Here is a 19,290-nt window from a genome sequence, read left to right on the forward strand (position 1 = left end):
CATGTTTCACGTGAAACATGCCCCTTGCTTCGAGCGCGACGGGTGATGTTCCACGTGAAACATCACCCGTCCCGTTTCACGGGCTCCCTCTCGATGCGGCGCCAGTGCAGGAGCGCCACGGCACTCAGTCCGTAGAGTGCTGCCAGCAGGGCGACCAGGGGGACGGATCGCCCGTCCGGCGGGAGCATCGCCGCGGTGACTCCGGCCGCGCCCACGAAGGAGACATTGAACAGCATGTCGTAGAGGGAGAAGATCCGGCCCCGGAACCCGTCGTCAACGGCGGTCTGTACGACCGTATCGGTCACGATCTTGGATCCCTGGGTGACGAACCCGAGGGCGAATGCCGCCGTGAGGACCGGAGCCGGAGCGAAGGTCAGTCCCAGAGCCGGTTCCAGAATGCTTCCGATGCCTGCGAGCAAGGCCATCCATCCGTACCGGCCGACCCGGCCGACGGCCCAGGGTGTGACGGCCGCGGCGGCGAAGAAGCCGGCACCGGAGAGAGCCACGGCCAAGGCGAGGAGCCTCAGCCCCTCGGACTCCGTCGCGGACCAGGTGTAGCGGGAGAGCATGAGTACCATCACCGTCAGTGCGCCGTAGCAGAAGCGCAGCATGGTCATCGCGGCCAGTGCGCGAGCAGCGGAACGCCGTTCCGCCAGATGGCGCAGTCCGTCGAGGAGCCCGCGGGCGGTCGAGGCAAGGGCAGCGGCGAGACGCGGCGGCATCAACTCCGGATCCGGTCCGAGTAGCTCCCGGCTCATGCGAAGCGAGGCCAGCGCCGCGCAGAGATAGAGCGTTGCCCCGAGCAGCACGACAACCACGTCCGAGTCGGAAGCGGCGATGCGCACCGCGAAGGCAAGGCCGCCGCCGATGGTGGCGGCGATGGTACCCGCGGTCGGCGAGAGGGAGTTGGCCATCACCAGTCGCTGCTCGTCGACAACTCGCGGAAGCGCCGCTGAGAGCCCCGCCAGCACAAAGCGGTTGACCGCCGTGACGCAGAGTGCGGAAGCGTAGAAGAGCCAGTCGGGGACGGTCGCCAGCATCAGCATGGCCGTGCAGCCGGCCAGTACGGCTCGCGCCAGATTTCCGTAGAGAAAGACCTGCCGGCGCGGCCATCGGTCCAGGAGCACTCCGGCGAATGGGCCGATGAGGGAGTACGGCAGGAGCAGGACCGCCATCGCGGCCGCGATGGCGCCCGCGGTGGCCTGTCTCTCCGGGGAGAACACGATGTACGTGGCGAGTGCCACCTGGTACACGCCGTCGGCCGACTGCGACAGCAGCCGCACGGTGAGCAGACGGCGGAAGTTCGCCAGGCGCAGGAGTACGCGCAGATCACGCACGACAGGCATGTGGGCAAGCGTCACATATGAAGAGAGTCCCCGGGCAGATGGCACGGGGACTCTCGACGGGACAGGAGAACGCGGGATGCGCGCCCCTGTGCTCGATCAGCGCTCGACCTCGCCCTTGATGAACCTCTCGACGTTCGCACGGGCCTCGTCGTCGAAGTACTGGACCGGCGGGGACTTCATGAAGTAGGAGGACGCGGAGAGGATCGGTCCGCCGATACCGCGGTCCTTGGCGATCTTCGCGGCGCGCAGCGCGTCGATGATCACCCCGGCCGAGTTGGGGGAGTCCCAGACCTCGAGCTTGTACTCCAGGTTCAGCGGAACGTCACCGAAGGCGCGGCCCTCCAGGCGCACATAGGCCCACTTGCGGTCGTCCAGCCAGGCCACATAGTCGGACGGGCCGATATGGACGTTCTTCTCGCCGAGCTCGCGATCGGGGATCTGGGAGGTGACGGCCTGCGTCTTGGAGATCTTCTTGGACTCCAGGCGCTCGCGCTCGAGCATGTTCTTGAAGTCCATGTTGCCGCCGACGTTCAGCTGCATCGTGCGGTCCAGCACGACGCCCCGGTCCTCGAAGAGCTTTGCCATCACACGGTGTGTGATGGTGGCGCCCACCTGCGACTTGATGTCGTCACCGACGATCGGAACACCGGCGGCGGTGAACTTGTCGGCCCACTCCTTGGTGCCCGCGATGAACACCGGGAGGGCGTTGACGAAGGCGACCTTGGCGTCGATGGCGCACTGGGCGTAGAACTTCGCGGCATCCTCGGAGCCGACCGGCAGGTAGCAGACAAGCACGTCGACCTGCTTGTCCTTGAGGACCTGGACGACATCGACCGGGGCCTCGGCGGACTCCTCGATGGTCTCGCGGTAGTACTTCCCGAGACCGTCGAGGGTGTGGCCGCGCTGGACGCTCACACCGGTGGACGGCACGTCGCAGATCTTGATGGTGTTGTTCTCGCTGGCACCGATGGCGTCCGCGAGATCGAGGCCGACCTTCTTCGCGTCGACATCGAAGGCGGCGACGAACTCGACGTCACGGACGTGGTAGTCGCCGAACTGGACGTGCATCAGACCCGGCACCTTGCTGCCCGGGTCTGCGTCCTTGTAGTACTCGACGCCCTGCACCAGCGAGGCGGCGCAGTTGCCCACGCCGACGATGGCTACGCGAACCGAACCCATTCCGGCTGCTCCCTGTGTGTTCTCGTGCGAGACCCTGCTTCGGAGCGGGGTCTCAGTTGGTGGTGTCTTCGGACGGATCCGGCGGGTCGGGGCGCCGCGAGGCGGTGCCTGATGGGGGCGCTGCGTCCCCGCGCCGGGGCGGGCCGACCGACTCTCCGGATGTGTTGTCCTGCCGAACGGCTTCCCCGGCGGCCATGGAGCGTCGCCGGTCCCGACCCGCCCGCTCGCTCTCGATGAGTTCGTTCAGCCAGCGCACCTCGCGCTCGACGGATTCCATGCCGTGCCGTTGAAGCTCCAGCGTGTAGTCGTCGAGGCGCTCGCGTGTGCGGGCGAGGGACGCGCGCATCTTCTCCAGGCGCTCCTCGAGCCGGCTGCGCCGGCCCTCCAGGACCCGCATCCGCACCTCGCGCTCGGTCTGGCCGAAGAAGGCGAAGCGGGCCGCGAAGTGCTCGTCTTCCCAGGTGTCGGGGCCGGTGTGGGAGAGCAGTTCCTCGAAGTGCTCCTTGCCCTTCGCCGTCAACCGGTAGACGATCTTGGCCCGCCGTCCCGCGAGTGAGGCGGCGAGGGCGTCCTCGGGAGCGCTGCCCGGCTCCTCGATCAGCCGGCCATTGGCGACCAGCGTCTTGAGGCAGGGGTAGAGGGTCCCGTAACTGAAGGCCCGGAAGATGCCCAACGAGGTGTTGAGCCGCTTGCGCAGCTCGTATCCGTGCATGGGGGCCTCACGGAGCAGCCCCAGGACGGCGAATTCGAGGATGCCGGAACGTCGGCTCATCGATCGCCTCCTCTGGCTTCCGGGATGCTTATGCCGTCTTGATGTATCGACTCGATACATCAAGACGATAGAGCGACGATTCTGCTGCGACAAGAGAGGCGCCTGTGACCGGCGTCACATCGTTGGTTCATGGCAAACGACTTGCCTTGTTTAAGGCGAAACATTCCTCTGGGGGGCTTTCGTACGTGCGTAGTCTGTGCGCCATGCCGACCACCGGGAACCGTGTGACACCAGGAGGAGTCCTGACCCTGGATGCATCGCGGATGAGCCCTCCGCCGGGCTGGTCCGTACTGATGTCGGGGGGACCGGATCTCAACTGCCGCTTCCAGGCGTTCGCGCCTGCTCGAGGAGTAGTCGTTCGATGAGCGAGCACCGTCGCAAGCCGCCGCAGCCCGAGGACGGCGGACGTGCCGCGGCCCGGCGCGCCGCCCAGCAGTCTCCGACTGGCCGCCGCGCAGTCCGGGGCGCAGGCACCGGCTCTCCCTCCGCCGCGCACGGGGAAGAGCGCCCCTACGAGGGCCGGGCCGCGGCCCGGCGCGCCGCCCAGCGTGCCGGGAGCGGCCGCAGAAGGGACTCCGAGGCCGGCGGCTCCGGAACGGGGGGCCACGGTGGTGGCCGGCGCGGCACCGGGGGGCCGGGAGGACGGGACCGGGGCGGGGACCCCGGCCGGAGGCGGCTGATCGACTACCCGAGACGCGACAAGTACGGCTGGCGCCGCTGGGTGCCGTCGTGGAAGCTCGTGGCCGGCCTCTGCCTCGCCTTCCTCGGCAGCTTGATGACCGCCGGCACCATCGCATACGCGGTGGTGGGGGTTCCCGACCAGGACAAGGCAGCCAAGGCGCAGAACAACGTCTACTACTACGCCGACGGCTCACAACTGGCCGCCACCGGTGGGGAGGTCAACCGTCAGATCGTCTCGATCGACAACATCCCCATCCACATGCAGAACGCGGTGATCTCGGCCGAGAACAAGACGTTCCGTTCCGACAAGGGCATCGACCCGATGGGAATCGGCCGCGCCGTGCTCAACATGGCCAGGGGCGGCCAGACCCAGGGCGGCTCGACCATCACCCAGCAGTTCGTGAAGAACGCCATGCTCGGTGACCAGTCGCAGACCCTGAGCCGCAAGGTCAAGGAGCTCTTCATCTCGATGAAGGTCGGCACCGAGATGGAGAAGCCGAAGATCATGGAGGGCTACCTCAACACGTCGTACTACGGGCGCGGCGCCTACGGCATCCAGGCCGCAGCCCGGACCTACTACGGGGTCAACGCCAAGGAGCTCACAGCGAGCCAGTGCGCCTTCCTCGCCTCGCTCCTCAAGGGAGCCACGTACTACGACCCGGCCGGGGCGACGGAGATCGACGCCAGGGCCACGCCGAAGGCCAACACCGAGCGCGTCACGAAGCGCTGGATGTGGATCCTCGGCGAGATGCGCAAGGACGGGCACCTGACCGCCGAGGAGTACGCGAAGGCCGTCGAGTCGTTCCCGATGCCCGACAAGCCGAAGAAGAACGCACAGCTCAGTGGGCAGACCGGATACCTGGTCGACCTCGCCAAGGCGTACTTCATCAACAACAACGACCGCGGTATCACCGCCGAGCATCTCGCCAAGGGCGGCTACGAGATCCACACGACCTTCGACAGGAAGAAGGTCGAGAAGCTGGCCAAGGCCGTAGAGGACGTACGAGAGAAGCACATCGACGCGGAGAAGCGCCCCGAGACGGACACCCACGTCCAGTTCGGCGGCGCCTCGGTGAACCCCAAGACCGGGGCGATCGTGGCCATCTACGGCGGCGAGGACGCGACGAAGCACTTCACCAACAACGCGGACAAGACCGGGGCCCAGGTCGGGTCGACCTTCAAGCCGTTCGTGCTCGCCGCCGCGATGCGGGACGGCGTGCGCGACCCGAACTCCGGGCCCGTACAGGGCCCCGAGGAGCGCAGGATCGTCGACCCGGACAAGAGCCGGTACAACGGCCTCAACAAGCTGAAGATCAAGAAGTACGACGGCAGCATCTGGCGGAACGAGAAGGGCGAGGAGTGGCTGCAGCGCAACGACGGTGACGAGTCCTACCGGGACATCAACCTGCGCGAGGCGATGATCCACTCCGCCAACTCGCCGTTCGTCCAGTTGGGCATGGACGTCGGCATCGACAAGGTGCGCCAGGCGGCGCTGGACGCCGGTCTGCGCGAGGACTCGCTGATCGAGGCCGACGTCCCGTCCTTCTCGATCGGTATCTCCGACCCCAGCGCGATCCGGATGGCCGGCGCCTACGCCACCTTCGCGGCCAACGGCGAGCAACACGAGCCGTACTCGGTGACGCAGGTGAAGCACGGCGGCCAGGAGATCTTCAAGCACGAGGACAAGTCGGAGCGCGCGTTCTCCTCAGCTGTGTCCAGCAACATCACCGACGTGCTGCGGGACGTCGTCGAGGACCCCGACGGCACGGGCCGCAACGCCCGTCTCCCGGGCCGGGACGTCGCAGGCAAGACCGGTACCACCGACGGCAACAAGTCGGCGTGGTTCGTCGGCTACACGCCCCAGCTGGCGACCGCCATCGACATGTACCGGATGGACGACGACGCCGAGAACAAGAACCGGGGATTTTTGGAGATGTTCGGAACGGGCGGTCAGCAGAAGATCCACGGCTCGTCGTTCCCGTCCGAGATCTGGCACGACTACATGGAGCAGGCGCTCAAGGGCACCGAGGTCGAGCGCTTCCCCGAGCCCGAGCCCCTCGGTGCCGAGACCGTGTACGGCGGCGGTCTCAGCAGCCCCGAGCCGACGCCGTCGTCTCAGACGCCGTCGGAAACCCCCTCTCCGACCCCGTCGGAGAGTCCCTCTCAGACGCCGTCGGAGACTCCGCAGCCCTCGAAGTCCTGCAACCGGTTCGACTGGACCTGCGATCCGACCGCGGGTCAGGACGGTGATCCGACCAACGGCGGGACCGACGTGGGCGCCACGGACGGCGGCGCCGCGGACGGCGGTGTGACCACCAGCCCCTCACCGCCGACCGGCGGCAACGGCAGCACCAGCGGGGGCGGCAACGGGGGTGCCGACGGGGGCACCACCCAGGGCGGCACAGGCGGATCGCAGGGAAGCGGGAACGGCGGCGGTGGCTGGCTGGGAGGGGCGGAAGGCTGACCGCCGGTTCGCCGGCACACACACCGCGAGGGCCGCGGCACTCGGAGACCGACTCCGGTGCCGCGGCCCTCGCCGTTGTCCACAGACCGTTGTCCACAGACCGTTGTCCACAGACCGTTGTCCAGGGGCCGTCCGCCGGTGCGGCCCGTACGGCAGGATGGCCCCATGCCGAGCCCGGAGAAGACGATGCCTCAGCACGACGAGCCGCAGGTCAGTCCCACGCGGAGGGACGAGATCGCGGCTGCCGGAAGCGAGCTGGCCGGGGGCCCCGTCGGCCGCTGGGCGAGGGTCGGCGGCAGTCGGCTCACACCCGTGAGAGTCGTCGCCCTGGTGGCGATCGGGATATTCGCGCTCGGCATGGTGCAGAAGATCCCCTGCTACGACTGGGCGTGGTTCCGAGGCGCCGGCTCGCAGTACACGCACGCCTGCTACTCCGACATCCCGCATCTGTTCCTGGGACGCGGTTTCGCCGACGGCCTGGTGCCGTACTTCGACCGGCTGGACGGCGACATGGAGTATCTCGAGTACCCCGTGCTGACCGGATTGTTTATGCAGGTCGCCGCCTGGCTCACACCGTCCGGCGGCTCGGTGCAGCACCGCGAGCAGCTCTACTGGATGGTCAACGCGGGCATGCTGATGATCTGTACCGCGATCATCGCCGTGTGTGTCGCGCGGACCCATCGCCGCAGGCCGTGGGACGGGCTGCTGGTGGCGCTGGCGCCCGCGTTCGCCCTCACCGCCACCATCAACTGGGATCTTCTGGCGGTCGCTCTCACCGCGGCGGCGATGCTCATGTGGTCACGCGGGCGTGCGCTGGCCTTCGGCATCCTCATCGGGCTCGCCACGGCGGCCAAGCTGTATCCGCTGCTCCTGCTGGGCCCCCTGCTGGTGCTGTGCTGGCGGGCCGGCAGGTACCGGGAGTACGGGACGGCCGTCCTGGGCGCGGCGGGGTCCTGGCTGGCGGTGAATCTGCCGGTGATGCTGCTGGCGCCTGAAGGATGGAAGAAGTTCTACACCTTCAGCCAGGAGCGGCAGGTCGACTTCGGATCCTTCTGGCTGATCATCACCCAGCGCACGGGTGAGTCGATCGAGGTCGGCGCGGTCAACACCTATGCGGCGGCGCTGATGCTGCTGGCCTGCGCCGCCATCGCAGGGCTGGCCCTCACCGCCCCCCGCAGACCGCGGTTCGCGCAGCTGGCCTTCCTTGTCGTGGCGGCGTTCGTGCTCACCAACAAGGTCTACTCGCCGCAGTATGTGCTGTGGTTGATTCCCCTGGCCGCACTCGCCCGACCTCGCTGGCGGGACTTCCTGGTCTGGCAGGCCTGCGAGGTCGTGTACTTCCTGGGCATCTGGATGTATCTCGCCTACACGACGAGCGGGGAGAGGCACCAGGGCCTTCCACCGGAGGGCTACCAGCTGGCGATCGCCGTCCACCTGCTGGGGACGCTCTACCTGTGCGCGGTGGTGGTGCGGGACGCCCTCATGCCCGAGCGGGACGTGGTGCGGCAGGACGGCTCGGACGACCCGTCCGGAGGGGTTCTGGACAGGGCGCCGGATGTCTTCGTGCTCGGTGGGGCAGCCCACTCGCCGAGGCATGCCGCGCACTCCGTGGAAGGCCCGAGAGTGGAGTGGGGGACGACAGGACCGGCGGCCGGCTGAGCGGGACCCGGCACCGCTCCCCACGGCCGCGGGTCGCGAGAGTCCGGCCTGGGCCCGCGACGCCTGGCACGCACTCCACCGCAGTCATGCGGGCAGGGGAGGTACCCGCGCGCCGCGTCGTCGGGAGCACCTGGAGTGCGTCCGGTACCACGTCCGATGCGGGGACGACCCTCCGCCGCGATACACGACCCGTGGTAACCCCGTGCGCCGCGCGGCATCCTCGGACGCCGCCCGGGCGGGTCAGCGGTCGACCATCCGATCGAACTGGGTGGTCGTGTGGCGCAGGTGGGCGACCAACTCGTCCCCGACCTTCGGCTCAGGGGAGTCGGAGGGCACGAAGAGGATGGAGACCTGCATATGCGGAGGCTCCGCGAACCACCGCTGCTTGCCCGCCCAGACGAACGGCGACAGGTTCCGGTTGACGGTCGCCAGCCCCGCCCGGGCGACGCCCTTGGCCCGCGGCATGACGCCGTGGAGTGCCTTGGGGGCCTCCAGGCCCACACCGTGCGAGGTACCGCCCGCGACGACGACCAGCCAGCCGTCCGAGGCCGCCTTCTGCTGGCGGTATCCGAAGCGGTCCCCCCTGGCGACGCGAGTCACGTCGAGGACGGCCCCCCGGTACTCGGTCGCCTCGTGGTCGCCGAGCCAGAGCCGGGTGCCGATCCGAGCACGGAAGCGGGTCTGCGGGAACTGGTGCTGGAGCCGGGTGAGTTCGTCGGCCCGCAGATGGCTCACGAACATGGTGTGCAGCGGGAGCCGCGCGGCCCGCAGCCGGTCCATCCAGCCGATGACCTCCTCCACCGCGTCAGAGCCGTCGGTGCGGTCCAGGGGCAGATGGAGGGCGAAGCCCTCCAGCCGCACGTCCTCGATCGCGGAATGCAACTGGTGCAGGTCGCGCTCCGAGACGCCGTGCCGCCTCATGGAACTCATGCACTCGATGACGACCCGCGCCCCGACCAGGGCATGCACCCCGTCGACGGACGAGACCGAGCGGATGACCCGGTCGGGCAGCGGCACCGGTTCCTCACCGCGGCGGAAGGGGGTGAGCACGAGAAGGTCGCCGCCGAACCAGTCCTTGATCCGAGCCGCCTCATAGGTGGTTCCCACAGCGAGCGTGTCCGCCCCGAAGCGGGTCACCTCCTCCGAGAGGCGCTCGTGGCCGAACCCGTATCCGTTGCCCTTGCAGACCGGAACGAGGCCCGGGAACTGGTCGATCATGGACTTCTGGTGCGCCCGCCAGCGCGTGTTGTCGACGTAGAGGGAGAGCGCCATGGCCGGGTCCGGAACCTTTCTGGTGGCGGCGGTGTGCCAGAGCTGGGACGAAGAGGAGGAGAGGAGGAGAGGAGGAGAGAAAGGGAGGAAGAGAGGAAGAAGCGAGGGTGGAAGGGGCGGAAAGGGAAGACGGGAGGGAGACGAGAGAGGGAGGCGGTCGAAGGAGAGAGTACGGAATGATCAGCGGCGCGACATATAGATGTCGAGAGCCTTGTGCAGCACCTTGTTGAGCGGGAAGTCCCACTCACCGACGTACTCGACCGCCTCGCCGCCGGTACCCACCTTGAACTGGATCAACCCGAAGAGGTGATCGGTCTCGTCGAGCGAGTCGCTGATGCCGCGCAGGTCGTAGACGGTGGCGCCCATGGCGTAGGCGTCCCGCAGCATTCGCCACTGCATCGCGTTGGAGGGCCGGACCTCGCGGCCGATGTTGTCGGAGGCCCCGTACGAGTACCAGACGTGGCCGCCGACGACGAGCATCGTCGCCGCCGAAAGATTGACCCCGTTGTGCCGGGCGAAGTAGAGACGCATCCGGTTGGGGTCCTCCGAGTTCAGGACCGTCCACATGCGCTGGAAGTACGAGAGCGGTCGGGGGCGGAAGCGGTCGCGCTCGGCGGTGATCTCGTAGAGCCGCTGCCACTCGGCCAAGTCCTCGTAGCCGCCCTGCACGACCTCGACGCCGGCCTTCTCGGCCTTCTTGATGTTGCGCCGCCACAGCTGGTTGAAGCCCTTGAGCACGTCATCGAGCGAACGGTTGGCCAGGGGCACCTGGTACACGTACCGCGGCTGCACGTCGCCGAAGCCGGCGCCGCCGTCCTCGCCCTGCTGCCACCCCATCTTCCGGAGCCGGTCCGCGACCTCGAACGCGCGGGCCTCGATGTGCGTCGCCTCCACGTCGCGCAGGCGCTTCACGTCCGGGTCCTGGATGCCTGCCTTGATCGCGGCGGCGTCCCAGCGGCGGATCACCACGGGCGGACCCATCTTCACGGAGAAGGCGCCCTGGCTCTTGAGGTGGGCCAGCATCGGCCGGAGCCAGTCGTCCAGGTTGGGGGCGTACCAGTTGATCACCGGGCCCTCGGGCAGATAGGCCAGATAGCGCTTGATCTTGGGGAGCTGGCGGTACAGCACCAGACCGGCGCCGACGAGCTGCCCCTCCCTGTCGAACCAGCCGAGGTTCTCGGAGCGCCATTCGGTCTTCACGTCCGCCCATGCCGGGACCTGGCAGTGACTCGCCGAAGGCAGGCTCTGGACGTAGGCCAGATGCTGCTCTCGGCTGATGGTCCTCAGGGTCAGGCTCATGCGGGGCGCTCCTCGGCTGGTGTGTCCCCATGGGTCAGGGGCTCCGGCTCTCGCGCCGAAGCCTACTGGGCCCGTGAAGCGCCCCGCGTGGCTGCGGGGGGACGTGTGTTAGTAGCCGATCAGGCCGCCGAAGAGGCCGCCCTGCGCCATTCCGAGGAAGAAGCCGATCGCGGACGCCCCCAGGCCGATGACCAGGAGGAAGCGCTCCCGGGTGGTGACCGAGATGAACTGGCCGTACGCGCCCGTGAGGATTCCGATGAGTCCGGTCCAGGAGCTGAGCAGGTGCAGGTGGTGGAACTGCGCGGCCACGAACGCCACCGCACCCAGGACGAGGGTGGCGATCACCAGGGTGTCCTGGCGTGGATGGGGCTTGCCGTCCGTGGCGAGGAGAGAGCCGGTGGGGTTCGGTTGCGGCTGGGCCATGAAGCACCTCCTGGCATTCCCGGAAGGCGGCGCACTGTGACGCCGCCCACACCCGATGCGTACAGGGTGCGGTGGATGGGTGCCGGATTTCAACCGGAAGCGGGTGTCCGGGTACTGTGTACCGTCCGCACCGGTGTCTGCCCAGGTCGGCACTCGGCATCCCGCTCTCCCTGACCGATTGCGGGGCCGACTGTCAGTGCCGCCTGATGTACTGCGTAGGCATCGATGCTCAACGCATCACGACCCTCCTGCCACGGAACGACCGTGGCCGCTGAGTCCGAAGGAGGTGGGTTCCACATGCGTCACTACGAGGTGATGGTCATCCTCGACCCCGATCTCGAGGAGCGCGCTGTCTCCCCGCTGATCGAGAACTTCCTTTCCGTCGTCCGTGAGGGCAACGGAAAGGTCGAGAAGGTCGACACCTGGGGCCGTCGTCGTCTCGCTTACGAGATCAAGAAGAAGCCCGAGGGCATCTACTCGGTCATCGACCTGCAGGCCGAGCCGGCGGTCGTCAAGGAGCTCGACCGCCAGATGAGCCTGAACGAGTCGGTCCTCCGGACCAAGGTCCTCCGCCCCGAGACCCACTGAGCACCCAGCTCAGAGGGCATCGGGCTCGAGTAGCAGCAAGCAGCCAGAAGCAATCCCGCCGAGAGGTTCACCCATGGCAGGCGAGACCGTCATCACGGTCGTCGGCAATCTCGTCGACGACCCCGAGCTGCGCTTCACCCCGTCCGGTGCGGCAGTCGCGAAGTTCCGCGTAGCGTCCACCCCCCGCACCTTCGACCGTCAGACCAACGAGTGGAAGGACGGCGAGAGCCTGTTCCTGACCTGCTCGGTCTGGCGTCAGGCGGCGGAGAACGTCGCCGAGTCGCTCCAGCGAGGCATGCGCGTCGTCGTGCAGGGCCGGCTGAAGCAGCGGTCCTACGAGGACCGTGAGGGAGTCAAGCGCACGGTCTTCGAGCTGGACGTCGAGGAAGTCGGCCCCAGCCTCAAGAACGCCACGGCCAAGGTCACCAAGACCACCGGCCGCGGCGGCCAGGGCGGCTACGGCGGCGGCCAGCAGCAGGGCGGCGGCTGGGGCGGTGCTCCCGGCGGTGGCCAGCAGCAGGGCGGCGGGGCTCCCGCCGACGACCCCTGGGCCACCAGTGCGCCGCCGACCGGCGGCCAGCAGCAGTCCGGCGGCTGGGGCGGTGGCTCCGGTTCCGGTTCCGGCGGCGGCTACTCGGACGAGCCTCCTTTCTAGGGGCAGGGCCCCTGGGGAGCTCGTACTCCCACTTCTTGATCACACAGGAGAAACACCATGGCGAAGCCGCCTGTGCGCAAGCCGAAGAAGAAGGTCTGCGCTTTCTGCAAGGACAAGGTCACCTACGTCGACTACAAGGACACGAACATGCTGCGGAAGTTCATTTCCGACCGCGGCAAGATCCGTGCCCGCCGGGTGACCGGCAACTGCACGCAGCACCAGCGTGACGTCGCCACGGCCGTCAAGAACAGCCGTGAGATGGCGCTGCTGCCCTACACGTCCACCGCGCGCTAAGGGAAGGGTGACCGAACCATGAAGATCATCCTCACCCATGAGGTCTCCGGCCTCGGTGCCGCAGGTGACGTCGTCGACGTCAAGGACGGCTACGCTCGCAACTACCTGATCCCGCGCGGTTTCGCGATCCGCTGGACCAAGGGTGGCGAGAAGGACGTCGAGCAGATCCGCCGCGCCCGCAAGATCCACGAGATCGCCACCATCGAGCAGGCCAACGAGGTCAAGGCCCGTCTCGAGGGCGTGAAGGTGCGTCTGGCCGTTCGCTCCGGCGACGCCGGCCGCCTCTTCGGCTCCGTCACCCCGGCGGACATCGCCTCGGCGATCAAGTCCGCCGGTGGCCCGGAGGTGGACAAGCGCCGGGTCGAACTCGGTTCGCCGATCAAGACCCTGGGCTCGCACCAGGTGTCCGTGCGTCTGCACCCCGAGGTCGCCGCGAAGCTCGGCGTCGAGGTCGTCGCCGGCTGAACGACTGCCCGCACAGCGCAGTGGGAGGGCCGCACCCGTCCGGGTGCGGCCCTCCCTCTCGATTTCGGCATCTGCCGCCGCCACGCAGGTGCATGCTCTGCGCGTCACCGCGTGGTGGCGACGGGTGCGCAGGAATGTTTCACGTGGAACGCCGCTCGTCAGCGGGCGGCCCCCGTCACGACCCAGCGGCCGGAGCGGGCGCGGGGCCACAGGGTCGCCAGGCGGACCGCCATCATCAGGGCCATGGCCCACCAGAGCGCGGTCAGGCCGCCACCGAGAGACGGCACCAGGAGTGCGACCGGTGTGAAGACCAGCAGGGTGACGAGCATCGCGCCGGCCAGATAGGGCCCGTCGCCGGCGCCCATCAGCACACCGTCCAGGACGAATACCACACCTGCGACGGGCTGGGTGACGGCGACCACCAGCAGCGCGGGCAGCAGGGTCTCCTTGACGGAGGGATCGCTGGTGAACAGGGGAACGAAGACCGGACGTGCCAGCACGATCAGCAATCCGAGCCCTACTCCCGAAGCGATTCCCCACTCGACCATGCGGCGGCACGCGGCACGTGCTCCCTGGGGGTCGTCGGCGCCGAGGCAGCGCCCGATGATGGCCTGGCCGGCGATGGCGACGGCGTCCAGGGCGAACGTGGTAAGGCTCCAGAGGGAGAGGATGATCTGGTGCGCGGCGACGCCTGCGTCACCGAGACGGGCGGCCACGGCGGTGGCGATCAGCAGTACGGCGCGCAGCGAGAGCGTACGGACCAGCAGTGGTGCACCTGCCTGGGCACTCGCCCGTATGCCTCCGGCGTCGGGTCGCAGGGAGGCGCCGTGGCGACGGGCGCCGCGAACGACCACCACGAGATAGACCGCGGCCATTCCGGACTGGGCCAGGACAGTGCCCCAGGCGGAGCCGGCGATGCCGAGTGCGGCCCCGTAGACCAGGCCGAGACTGAGGGCCGCGTTTGCCGCGAAGCCGCTGATCGCCACATAGAGGGGGGTCCGGGTGTTGTGGAGGCCCCGGAGTACGCCGGTGGCGGCCATGACCACGAGCATGGCGGGGATGCCGAGGCTCGAGATCCGCAGATAGGTGACGGCGTGCGGGGTCGCGGTACCGGAAGCCCCGAAGACGTCCACGAGCCATGGTGCGGCAGGGAGCGCTACGGCGACGACCACGACGCCGAGCAGCAGGGCCAGCCAGATGCCGTCCATGCCCTGGCGCATCGCAGAACGCAGGTCTCCGGCGCCCACGCGCCGTGCGACTGCGGCGGTCGTGGCGTAGGCGAGGAAGACGAAGACACTGACCGCCGTCATCAGCAGCGCCGCAGCGATAGCCAGTCCGGCGAGTTGCGGGGTGCCGAGATGCCCGACGATCGCGCTGTCGACCATGACGAACAGGGGCTCTGCGACGAGTGCTCCGAAGGCTGGCAGGGCGAGTGCGATGATCTCGCGGTCATGTTGTCGGCGGCTGGATCTGGACGCCGCAGGGGCCTGTGTCATGGGCAGCAATCTAATCTTCCACAGGTAAGAGATACAAGCCGAACTTGATCCTTACTGGGTGGCGGTGTGGAGCTTCTGCTGTGGGCCGTTTGTTGTGATCTTGGCCCGGCTGGGGAAGTTTTTCTCCCCCACAGCCGGTGGATGGAGAAGCTGCAGCTCAAAGGGTGTGTGGGTTGCGGTCTATGACTTTGTCCACAGTGCTGTCCCCCGCTCCGTGCACAGGTTCCGGCGAGTTCTCCACAGCATCGGCTCGGTCGTCCACATGGCCTGTGGATAACCAGATTGGCTGACGGTGCCCGCAGCCCTACGGTGGACCGGCGCCCGATGTGCCGTGATGCGGAATCGGGCCGCTCGTGTTGTCAGTGCCGTGTCCTAAAAAGAGTGCCACGCAGAGGTCCGCGGAGCGGACGGGAGGAGGCGGCCGGTGAGTGTCCCCGAGCCCCTGGACGAGCCCTGGACCGACATCGGTCCGGGTGACCGTCTGCCCGTCTCCCGCCCCCGCCGAGGAGAGGGCTCCGGGCGCGGTGGCCGCGAGGAGCAGCATGAGCGCGGCAGGGAGAGCGTCGCCTGGGACGACGGCTCCCAGGGCTTCGAGCGAGTTCCTCCGCAGGACCTCGATGCCGAGCAGTCCGTCCTCGGCGGCATGCTCCTTTCCAAGGACGCCATTGCCGATGTCGTCGAGATCATCAAAGGCCGCGACTTCTACCGGCCCGCACACGAGACCGTCTATCAGGCGATCCTCGACCTCTACGCCAAGGGCGAGCCCGCCGACCCCATCACCGTAGCCGCGGAGCTGACCAAGCGGGGAGAGATCACCCGTGTCGGTGGTGCCTCCTATCTGCACACTCTCGTCCAGTCGGTCCCGACGGCCGCGAATGCCTCGTACTACGCGGAGATCGTGCACGAGCGCGCCGTGCTGCGGCGCCTGGTCGAGGCGGGCACGCGCATCACGCAGATGGGGTACGCGGCGGACGGCGATGTGGACGAGATCGTTAACTCGGCGCAGGCCGAGATCTACGCGGTCACCGAGCAGCGCACCAGCGAGGACTATCTGCCGCTCGGCGAGATCATGGAGGGAGCGCTCGACGAGATCGAGGCCATCGGCTCGCGCAGCGGCGAGATGACCGGAGTCCCGACCGGCTTCACCGACTTCGACTCGCTCACCAACGGTCTGCACCCCGGCCAGATGGTCGTCATCGCCGCGCGCCCCGCCATGGGCAAGTCGACGCTGGCACTCGACTTCGCGAGAGCGGCATCGATCAAGAACAATCTGCCCAGCGTGATCTTCTCTCTCGAGATGGGGCGAAACGAGATCGCGATGCGACTGCTGTCCGCAGAGGCCCGCGTCGCCCTGCACCACATGCGCTCCGGCACGATGACGGACGAGGACTGGACCCGCCTCGCACGCCGGATGCCCGATGTCTCCCAGGCGCCGCTCTACATCGACGACTCCCCGAACCTGTCGATGATGGAGATTCGAGCGAAGTGCCGGCGGCTCAAGCAGCGCAACGACCTGAAGCTCGTCGTCATCGACTATCTGCAGCTGATGCAGTCCGGCGGCTCCAAGCGGGCCGAGAGCCGGCAGCAGGAGGTCTCGGACATGTCCCGCAACCTCAAGCTGCTGGCCAAGGAACTGGAGGTCCCGGTGATCGCTCTCTCGCAGCTGAACCGTGGTCCCGAGCAGCGCACGGACAAGAAGCCCATGGTCTCGGACCTGCGTGAGTCCGGTTCCATCGAGCAGGACGCCGACATGGTGATCCTGCTGCACCGTGAGGACGCCTATGAGAAGGAATCGCCTCGCGCGGGCGAGGCGGATCTGATCGTGGCCAAGCACCGGAACGGTCCGACGGCCACCATCACGGTCGCGTTCCAGGGCCACTACTCGCGCTTTGTCGACATGGCGGCGACCTGAGTTTCCGGGCTGATGTGCGGATCCAGGGTACGAACCGGGAGGTCGATCTGCCGGACCGAAAAGCCCAGTTCGGGCATCCCCGGCGCTGCGCCGGGGAGAGCGGTCGACCCCGGCCCGGAAGTCGGATAGATCTGGTCCATGACCTCACCTCGTGAAGCTCTGCTGCCGGGCACTGAACGGGCCCTGCTGCACCGTGTCGCCGTGGCCCAGTCCGAGGGCCGGGCCCCCTCGCTCGTCGGGGCCGTCGTGAGGGACGGGGGCATGGTCTGGAGCGGGTCCCGCAGCGGTATCGGTGAAGGTGCGCCGGGCGCGGACACCCAGTACCGCATCGGCTCCCTCACCAAGACGTTCACCGCCGTGCTGGTGATGCGGCTGAGGGACGAGGGGCTGCTCGATCTCGGCGACCCGCTGGAGGGGCACCTTCCGGGAACCGGCGTGGGCGAGGCGACCATCGCCCAACTCCTGTCCCACACTGCGGGACTTGCCGCCGAGAGCCCGGCTCCGTGGTGGGAGCGCACGCCGGGCTCGGTTCGCCCCGAGCTCGCCGATGTACTCGGGGAGCACCCCAGGATTCATCCGGCGGGCCGCCGCCACCACTACTCCAACACCGGGTACGCCCTGCTGGGCTCGCTGGTCGAGGCGGTGCGGAGAAGGCCGTGGGAGGAAGTGCTGCGGAGCGAGGTCCTTGAGCCGCTGGGAATGGGCCGCACGAGCTGTCATCCGGGGGCCCCTCATGCGAGCGGTTGGGCCGTCCATCCATGGGCGGACGCGGTGATGCACGAACCGGCCGTTGACCTGGGTCTGATGGCACCGGCCGGCCAACTCTGGTCGACCGCCGCCGACCTCTGCCGCTTCGCCGGGTTCCTTGCCGAGGGCGGTGAACGTGTGCTGGGCGCCGGCTCCCTGCGCGAGATGCGGACATCGTCCGCGCCTGCGGAGCCCGGGGACTGGGACAGCACCTATGGCCTCGGCCTTCAGATCGTCCGCAGGAACGGGCAGACGCTCGTCGGGCACGCCGGATCGCTGCCGGGCTTCGTGGCCTGTCTCTGGGCCGACGTGCAGGAGGGCGTGGCCGCGGTGGTGCTCGGCAATGCCACATCAGGACCGCTTCCTGCCGTCGTGGCGGCGGATCTCGTCCACATCGTGGTGGACGCCGAGCCGCGGTTCCCGGAGCCGTGGCGTCCGATGCAGGAAGTGGACGGAGGACTGCTGGAGCTGACGGGCGCTTGGTACTGGGGTACCTCCCCCTTCGGGCTGAAGCTTGTCGCGGACCGGGGACTTGAGCTGTACCCGCTGTCGGGCCCCGGCCGGGGTTCCCGGTTCCGGGCTCGCCCCGACGGGAGCTGGCGTGGGCTGGACGGCTACTTCGCGGGCGAGACCCTTCGCGCGGTGCACGGTCCGGAGGGGCGGTTGATCCATCTCGATCTGGGGTCCTTCGCCTTCACTCGTGAGCCCTACGATCCGGCCGGCGGGGTACCCGGCGGTGTGGACGCACGAGGGTGGTGCGCTCCGCCTTCGTGACGACCGGTTCCCGCGCGCACCGTGCGGGGCGTCTGTCGTGCACTGCGTGAGGTGGCGGTTTCACGTGAAACGCCGCAGCCGACTCCGCCGGCAGGATCGCCCGCGCCCGGCTCAGGAATGAGCGGATCGGGCGGTGCCCGGCCCTCCACCTCAGCCGGCCGGACGGCCTCTCCCGTGGTGGCTGAGGCTCCCGGCCTGCCCGGACGGGCCGGTGGCAGAGCGCGGCCGGCGAGGCGGGAGGCGTGCCAAGACGCCTGCGGGACGTCAGAGGGCGCGCTTGAAACCCACGTGTGACGCCTCGAAGCCCAGACGCTCGTAGAAGTGATGCGCGTCGGTGCGGGAGGCATCGGAGGTGAGCTGGACGAGCAGACAGCCGTGTCGTCGTGATTCCTCGACCGCCCATTCGACGAGCCGGGTGCCGAGGCCGCTGCCCCGCTCGTCGGCGTGGATCCGCACCGCTTCGATGATCGAGCGGGTGGCGCCGCGACGGGATAGTCCGGGAACGAGGGTGAGTTGCAGGGTGCCGACGGCCCGGCCGTCCCGCTCGGCCACGACGAGATGCTGGTTCGGGTCTTCTGCGAGTCGCGTGAACGCGGCCAGATAGGGAGCCGGATCGCCGGGTGACTCGCGCTGCGCGCCCAGTGGATCGTCGGCGAGCATCGCCACGATCGCGGGGATATCGGTGCGGGATGCGGGCCTTATCAGCAGATCGCTCATGATCGGCAGCTTATGCGTCCCTCACGGTGGGAGCGGTGGCCGGATTCTCACGCGGAGACGATGGCCGGCGCCGGGACCGTGGGTGCGGGGAGCTTCAGCTGTTCGACGGCCCGGACCAGCGGAGCCAGGTCGGGGTTCTTCGCCGCCTCGTCGAGCGCCTCGCGCAGCGCGCGATCGTGTGTCGGACGGGCCGCGGCAAGCAGTGCCAGCCCGGCTTCCGTGACATCGGTGTAGATACCACGGCGGTCGGTGTCGCACAGATAGCGGCTGAGCAGCCCTCGGTCCTCGAGCCGGGTGACGAGGCGGGTGGTGGCGCTCTGGCTGAGCAGGACGGCATCGGCCACCTGTTTCATCTGGAGGTGGCCGCCCGGCCCGCTGTGCTGACGGCTGAGCACGTTCAGCAGTGAGTACTCCCGGACGCTCAGATCGTGATGCGTCTGAAGGGTCCGCTCGACATGGCCCTCGATCCTTCCGTGCAGCAGAGAGAGCGCGCACCAGCTCTGGGCGAGCGCGGTGAGTGCCGGGTCCGTCGCTGTCATCGGTCCGT

Annotated in this window: 18 protein-coding genes; 8 read left to right on the top strand and 10 right to left on the bottom strand. The window is 68.4% G+C overall.

What is annotated here, in order from left to right:
- Positions 1 to 62: 62 nt before the first annotated feature.
- The 3 genes from SCWH03_RS23485 to SCWH03_RS23495 all read right to left on the bottom strand — a co-directional run bounded on the left by SCWH03_RS23485 (position 63) and on the right by SCWH03_RS23495 (position 3,297).
- Positions 63 to 1,346 carry an MFS transporter gene (locus tag SCWH03_RS23485; RefSeq protein ID WP_173266297.1) on the bottom strand — a complete coding sequence of 428 codons (1,284 nt, stop codon included), beginning with the start codon at positions 1,344 to 1,346 and terminating at the stop codon, positions 63 to 65.
- Between the two features lie 96 nt (positions 1,347 to 1,442).
- Entirely contained in the window at positions 1,443 to 2,525 is a 1,083-nt protein-coding gene (locus tag SCWH03_RS23490; RefSeq protein ID WP_173266298.1) for an inositol-3-phosphate synthase, read from the bottom strand.
- Positions 2,526 to 2,577: 52 nt separating this feature from the next.
- Positions 2,578 to 3,297, bottom strand: coding sequence for a PadR family transcriptional regulator (locus tag SCWH03_RS23495; RefSeq protein WP_173266299.1), 720 nt, complete (start codon positions 3,295 to 3,297; stop codon positions 2,578 to 2,580).
- 361 nt (positions 3,298 to 3,658) lie between these two features.
- Here SCWH03_RS23495 and SCWH03_RS23500 point away from each other — a divergent pair, with 361 nt between their 5' ends.
- Entirely contained in the window at positions 3,659 to 6,442 is a 2,784-nt protein-coding gene (locus tag SCWH03_RS23500; RefSeq protein ID WP_173266300.1) for a transglycosylase domain-containing protein, read from the top strand.
- Positions 6,443 to 6,607: 165 nt separating this feature from the next.
- Positions 6,608 to 8,101 (top strand): glycosyltransferase family 87 protein, encoded by a 1,494-nt coding sequence (locus SCWH03_RS23505; RefSeq protein ID WP_173266301.1) that lies wholly within the window; start codon positions 6,608 to 6,610, stop codon positions 8,099 to 8,101.
- A 240-nt stretch (positions 8,102 to 8,341) separates the two neighbouring features.
- On the opposite strand, the gene SCWH03_RS23510 is transcribed toward SCWH03_RS23505, so the two are convergent.
- The 3 genes from SCWH03_RS23510 to SCWH03_RS23520 all read right to left on the bottom strand — a co-directional run bounded on the left by SCWH03_RS23510 (position 8,342) and on the right by SCWH03_RS23520 (position 11,095).
- Positions 8,342 to 9,373 carry an alanine racemase gene (locus tag SCWH03_RS23510; RefSeq protein ID WP_173266302.1) on the bottom strand — a complete coding sequence of 344 codons (1,032 nt, stop codon included), beginning with the start codon at positions 9,371 to 9,373 and terminating at the stop codon, positions 8,342 to 8,344.
- Between the two features lie 180 nt (positions 9,374 to 9,553).
- Positions 9,554 to 10,672, bottom strand: a complete 1,119-nt coding sequence (locus SCWH03_RS23515; RefSeq protein WP_173266303.1) for a lipid II:glycine glycyltransferase FemX — start codon at positions 10,670 to 10,672, stop codon at positions 9,554 to 9,556.
- A 108-nt stretch (positions 10,673 to 10,780) separates the two neighbouring features.
- On the bottom strand, positions 10,781 to 11,095 hold the full coding sequence (locus tag SCWH03_RS23520) for a hypothetical protein (RefSeq protein ID WP_173266304.1): 315 nt from the start codon (positions 11,093 to 11,095) through the stop codon (positions 10,781 to 10,783).
- Positions 11,096 to 11,392: 297 nt separating this feature from the next.
- On the opposite strand from SCWH03_RS23520, the gene rpsF reads away from it, so the two are divergent.
- The 4 genes from rpsF to rplI all read left to right on the top strand — a co-directional run bounded on the left by rpsF (position 11,393) and on the right by rplI (position 13,097).
- Positions 11,393 to 11,683, top strand: a complete 291-nt coding sequence (gene rpsF / locus SCWH03_RS23525; RefSeq protein ID WP_027734081.1) for a 30S ribosomal protein S6 — start codon at positions 11,393 to 11,395, stop codon at positions 11,681 to 11,683.
- Between the two features lie 73 nt (positions 11,684 to 11,756).
- Entirely contained in the window at positions 11,757 to 12,338 is a 582-nt protein-coding gene (locus tag SCWH03_RS23530) for a single-stranded DNA-binding protein (protein WP_173266305.1), read from the top strand.
- 57 nt (positions 12,339 to 12,395) lie between these two features.
- Positions 12,396 to 12,632, top strand: coding sequence for a 30S ribosomal protein S18 (gene rpsR / locus SCWH03_RS23535; protein ID WP_003949403.1), 237 nt, complete (start codon positions 12,396 to 12,398; stop codon positions 12,630 to 12,632).
- Between the two features lie 18 nt (positions 12,633 to 12,650).
- Entirely contained in the window at positions 12,651 to 13,097 is a 447-nt protein-coding gene (gene rplI / locus SCWH03_RS23540; protein WP_173266306.1) for a 50S ribosomal protein L9, read from the top strand.
- Positions 13,098 to 13,255: 158 nt separating this feature from the next.
- Here the strand turns inward: rplI and SCWH03_RS23545 are convergent, their stop codons facing one another.
- The gene (locus tag SCWH03_RS23545) at positions 13,256 to 14,593 is read right to left on the bottom strand and encodes an MATE family efflux transporter (protein WP_173266307.1); all 1,338 of its coding nucleotides are present in this window, start codon (positions 14,591 to 14,593) and stop codon (positions 13,256 to 13,258) included.
- 424 nt (positions 14,594 to 15,017) lie between these two features.
- On the opposite strand from SCWH03_RS23545, the gene dnaB reads away from it, so the two are divergent.
- On the top strand, positions 15,018 to 16,505 hold the full coding sequence (dnaB, locus tag SCWH03_RS23550; protein WP_173266308.1) for a replicative DNA helicase: 1,488 nt from the start codon (positions 15,018 to 15,020) through the stop codon (positions 16,503 to 16,505).
- On the opposite strand, the gene SCWH03_RS23555 is transcribed toward dnaB, so the two are convergent.
- Positions 16,472 to 16,645 (bottom strand): hypothetical protein, encoded by a 174-nt coding sequence (locus SCWH03_RS23555; protein ID WP_173266309.1) that lies wholly within the window; start codon positions 16,643 to 16,645, stop codon positions 16,472 to 16,474. The genes dnaB and SCWH03_RS23555 overlap by 34 nt on opposite strands.
- Between SCWH03_RS23555 and SCWH03_RS23560 the strand changes: the two genes are divergently transcribed.
- Complete coding sequence (locus tag SCWH03_RS23560) at positions 16,644 to 18,026, top strand: serine hydrolase domain-containing protein (protein WP_173266310.1); 1,383 nt, start codon at positions 16,644 to 16,646, stop codon at positions 18,024 to 18,026. The genes SCWH03_RS23555 and SCWH03_RS23560 overlap by 2 nt on opposite strands.
- A 264-nt stretch (positions 18,027 to 18,290) precedes the next feature.
- Here the strand turns inward: SCWH03_RS23560 and SCWH03_RS23565 are convergent, their stop codons facing one another.
- Together SCWH03_RS23565 and SCWH03_RS23570 are read right to left on the bottom strand one after the other, a co-directional pair.
- Complete coding sequence (locus tag SCWH03_RS23565) at positions 18,291 to 18,743, bottom strand: GNAT family N-acetyltransferase (RefSeq protein ID WP_173266311.1); 453 nt, start codon at positions 18,741 to 18,743, stop codon at positions 18,291 to 18,293.
- A gap of 47 nt (positions 18,744 to 18,790) precedes the next feature.
- A complete protein-coding gene (locus SCWH03_RS23570) occupies positions 18,791 to 19,282 on the bottom strand; it encodes a MarR family winged helix-turn-helix transcriptional regulator (protein ID WP_173266312.1) in 492 nt (163 codons plus the stop codon).
- Positions 19,283 to 19,290 lie beyond the last annotated feature (8 nt).

The organism is Streptomyces pacificus (assembly GCF_011766325.1).
GTDB classification, from domain to species: Bacteria; Actinomycetota; Actinomycetes; order Streptomycetales; family Streptomycetaceae; genus Streptomyces; species Streptomyces pacificus.

Coding starts and splice junctions, on each gene's coding strand:
- rpsR (WP_003949403.1), top strand. CDS start 12,396: ATGGCGAAGCCGCCTGTGCGCAAGCCGAAGAAGAAGGTCTGCGCTTTC.
- SCWH03_RS23555 (WP_173266309.1), bottom strand. CDS start 16,645: ATGGACCAGATCTATCCGACTTCCGGGCCGGGGTCGACCGCTCTCCCC.
- SCWH03_RS23515 (WP_173266303.1), bottom strand. CDS start 10,672: ATGAGCCTGACCCTGAGGACCATCAGCCGAGAGCAGCATCTGGCCTAC.
- SCWH03_RS23565 (WP_173266311.1), bottom strand. CDS start 18,743: ATGAGCGATCTGCTGATAAGGCCCGCATCCCGCACCGATATCCCCGCG.
- SCWH03_RS23490 (WP_173266298.1), bottom strand. CDS start 2,525: ATGGGTTCGGTTCGCGTAGCCATCGTCGGCGTGGGCAACTGCGCCGCC.
- SCWH03_RS23495 (WP_173266299.1), bottom strand. CDS start 3,297: ATGAGCCGACGTTCCGGCATCCTCGAATTCGCCGTCCTGGGGCTGCTC.
- SCWH03_RS23485 (WP_173266297.1), bottom strand. CDS start 1,346: ATGCCTGTCGTGCGTGATCTGCGCGTACTCCTGCGCCTGGCGAACTTC.
- SCWH03_RS23520 (WP_173266304.1), bottom strand. CDS start 11,095: ATGGCCCAGCCGCAACCGAACCCCACCGGCTCTCTCCTCGCCACGGAC.
- SCWH03_RS23510 (WP_173266302.1), bottom strand. CDS start 9,373: ATGGCGCTCTCCCTCTACGTCGACAACACGCGCTGGCGGGCGCACCAG.
- rpsF (WP_027734081.1), top strand. CDS start 11,393: ATGCGTCACTACGAGGTGATGGTCATCCTCGACCCCGATCTCGAGGAG.
- SCWH03_RS23530 (WP_173266305.1), top strand. CDS start 11,757: ATGGCAGGCGAGACCGTCATCACGGTCGTCGGCAATCTCGTCGACGAC.
- SCWH03_RS23560 (WP_173266310.1), top strand. CDS start 16,644: ATGACCTCACCTCGTGAAGCTCTGCTGCCGGGCACTGAACGGGCCCTG.
- rplI (WP_173266306.1), top strand. CDS start 12,651: ATGAAGATCATCCTCACCCATGAGGTCTCCGGCCTCGGTGCCGCAGGT.
- SCWH03_RS23500 (WP_173266300.1), top strand. CDS start 3,659: ATGAGCGAGCACCGTCGCAAGCCGCCGCAGCCCGAGGACGGCGGACGT.
- SCWH03_RS23570 (WP_173266312.1), bottom strand. CDS start 19,282: ATGACAGCGACGGACCCGGCACTCACCGCGCTCGCCCAGAGCTGGTGC.
- SCWH03_RS23505 (WP_173266301.1), top strand. CDS start 6,608: ATGCCGAGCCCGGAGAAGACGATGCCTCAGCACGACGAGCCGCAGGTC.
- SCWH03_RS23545 (WP_173266307.1), bottom strand. CDS start 14,593: ATGACACAGGCCCCTGCGGCGTCCAGATCCAGCCGCCGACAACATGAC.